This window comes from Acetobacter orientalis (genome assembly GCF_000963965.1).
Classification (GTDB): Bacteria; Pseudomonadota; Alphaproteobacteria; order Acetobacterales; family Acetobacteraceae; genus Acetobacter; species Acetobacter orientalis.
In genome coordinates this window covers 1-2,500 of the sequence record NZ_BAMX01000004.1, presented here as the reverse complement: position 1 = coordinate 2,500, position 2,500 = coordinate 1, and the positions used below count along the sequence as shown (strand labels likewise).

The following is a 2,500-nucleotide window of genomic DNA, read 5'->3' as shown; positions in this document are numbered from 1 at the left end:
TTCTGTTTGCAGCGAGCTTAAGCCGGTAGGTGTAGGCGTAGCGAAAGCGAGTCTGAATAGGGCGACTAGTTGCTGGCAGAAGACCCGAAACCGAGTGATCTAGCCATGGCCAGGCTGAAGGTGCGGTAACACGCACTGGAGGGCCGAACTCACGCCTGTTGAAAAAGTCGGAGATGAGCTGTGGTTAGGGGTGAAAGGCCAATCAAACTCGGAAATAGCTGGTTCTCCGCGAAATCTATTGAGGTAGAGCGTCGAGTATTACCCCGGGGGGTAGAGCACTGGATGGGCTAGGGGGACCCAAAGTCTTACCAAACCTAACCAAACTCCGAATACCCGGAAGTATGAGCTCGGCAGACAGACAGTGGGTGCTAAGGTCCATTGTCGAGAGGGAAACAGCCCAGACCACCAGCTAAGGCCCCTAAATCGTGGCTAAGTGGGAAAGGATGTGGGGATTCCATAACAACCAGGAGGTTGGCTTAGAAGCAGCCATCCTTTAAAGAAAGCGTAATAGCTCACTGGTCTAATAGAAACCCTGCGCCGAAAATGTAACGGGGCTCAAGCCACGTGCCGAAGCTGTGGGTGCATATCTCTGATATGCGCAGTAGCGGAGCGTTCCGTAAGTCTGTGAAGGAGACGAGGTGACTCTCTCTGGAGATATCGGAAGTGCGAATGCTGACATGAGTAGCGACAAACAGTGCGAGAAACACTGTCGCCGAAAGTCCAAGGGTTCCTGCGCAAGGTTAATCCACGCAGGGTTAGTCGGCCCCTAAGGCGAGGGCGAAAGCCGTAGTCGATGGGAATCAGGTGAATATTCCTGAACCTGCCAGAAGTGACGAATACAAAATGTTGTCAGTCCTTATCGGATTGGTCTGGCTTTTTGCGTATTCCAGGAAATAGCTCTGGCATATAGACCGTACCCGAAACCGACACAGGTGGACTGGTAGAGAATACCAAGGCGCTTGAGAGAACGATGCTGAAGGAACTAGGCAAATTACTCGTGTAACTTCGGGATAAGCGAGACCCGTTGGTGGGCAACCATCGGCGGGTGGCACAGACCAGGGGGTAGCGACTGTTTAGTAAAAACACAGGGCTCTGCGAAGTCGAAAGACGACGTATAGGGCCTGACGCCTGCCCGGTGCCGGAAGGTTAAGAGGAGGTGTGCAAGCACTGAATTGAAGCCCCGGTAAACGGCGGCCGTAACTATAACGGTCCTAAGGTAGCGAAATTCCTTGTCGGGTAAGTTCCGACCTGCACGAATGGCGTAACGACTTCCCCGCTGTCTCCAGCATCGGCTCAGCGAAATTGAATTCCCCGTGAAGATGCGGGGTATCCGCGGTCAGACGGAAAGACCCTATGAACCTTTACTGCAGCTTTACAGTGGCATCAGAGACATTCTGTGTAGGATAGGTGGGAGGCTTTGAAGCAGGGGCGCCAGTCCTTGTGGAGCCATCCTTGAAATACCACCCTGAATTTTTCTGATGTCTAACCGCGGTCAGTTAGCCTGATCCGGGACCCTGTATGGTGGGCAGTTTGACTGGGGCGGTCGCCTCCCAAAGTGTAACGGAGGCGCGCGATGGTGGGCTCAGGCCGGTCGGAAACCGGCTGTTGAGTGCAATGGCATAAGCCCGCCTGACTGCGAGAGTGACAGCTCGAGCAGAGACGAAAGTCGGCCATAGTGATCCGGTGGTCCCGCGTGGAAGGGCCATCGCTCAACGGATAAAAGGTACTCTAGGGATAACAGGCTGATCTCCCCCAAGAGTCCACATCGACGGGGAGGTTTGGCACCTCGATGTCGGCTCATCACATCCTGGGGCTGGAGCAGGTCCCAAGGGTTCGGCTGTTCGCCGATTAAAGTGGTACGTGAGCTGGGTTTAGAACGTCGTGAGACAGTTCGGTCCCTATCTGCCGTGGATGTTGGAGACTTGAGAGGATTTGTCCCTAGTACGAGAGGACCGGGATGAACATACCTCTGGTGCACCGGTTGTCACGCCAGTGGCACAGCCGGGTAGCTAAGTATGGACGGGATAACCGCTGAAAGCATCTAAGCGGGAAACCCACCTCAAAACTAGGTCTCCCTGAGGGCCGTGATAGACCATCACGTCAATAGGCCAGGTGTGAAAGCGCAGTAATGCGTGCAGCTAACTGGTCCTAATCGCCCAATAGGCTCACTCTCTTCATCCTGACACCGTCAGGAACCATGCACAGAAATCATCCATACACACACAATAAACGTCACACACTCATCACCCAACCGTCCACACCACCCCTTCAATGGTGGTTTGGATGACCTGGTGGCCATGGCGGGGAGAGATCCACCCGATCCCATCCCGAACTCGGCCGTGAAAACCCCCAGCGCCTATGATACTGCGACTTAAGTCGTGGGAAAGTCGGTCGCCGCCAGGTCTTCCAAACCACTACACCACCGCGGGGTGGAGCAGCCCGGTAGCTCGTCAGGCTCATAACCTGAAGGCCGCAGGTTCAAATCCTGCCCCCGCAACCA

1 tRNA gene and 2 rRNA genes (1 of these 3 cut by a window edge) are annotated in these 2,500 nt (G+C 54.8%); all 3 read left to right on the top strand.

The window, feature by feature from the left end:
• Positions 1-2,173 (top strand): 23S ribosomal RNA (locus tag Abor_RS01625); it begins 568 nt to the left of the window's first position.
• A 114-nt stretch (positions 2,174-2,287) separates the two neighbouring features.
• Positions 2,288-2,403 (top strand): 5S ribosomal RNA (gene rrf, locus Abor_RS01620).
• A 20-nt stretch (positions 2,404-2,423) separates the two neighbouring features.
• A tRNA-Met gene (locus tag Abor_RS01615) sits at positions 2,424-2,500 on the top strand.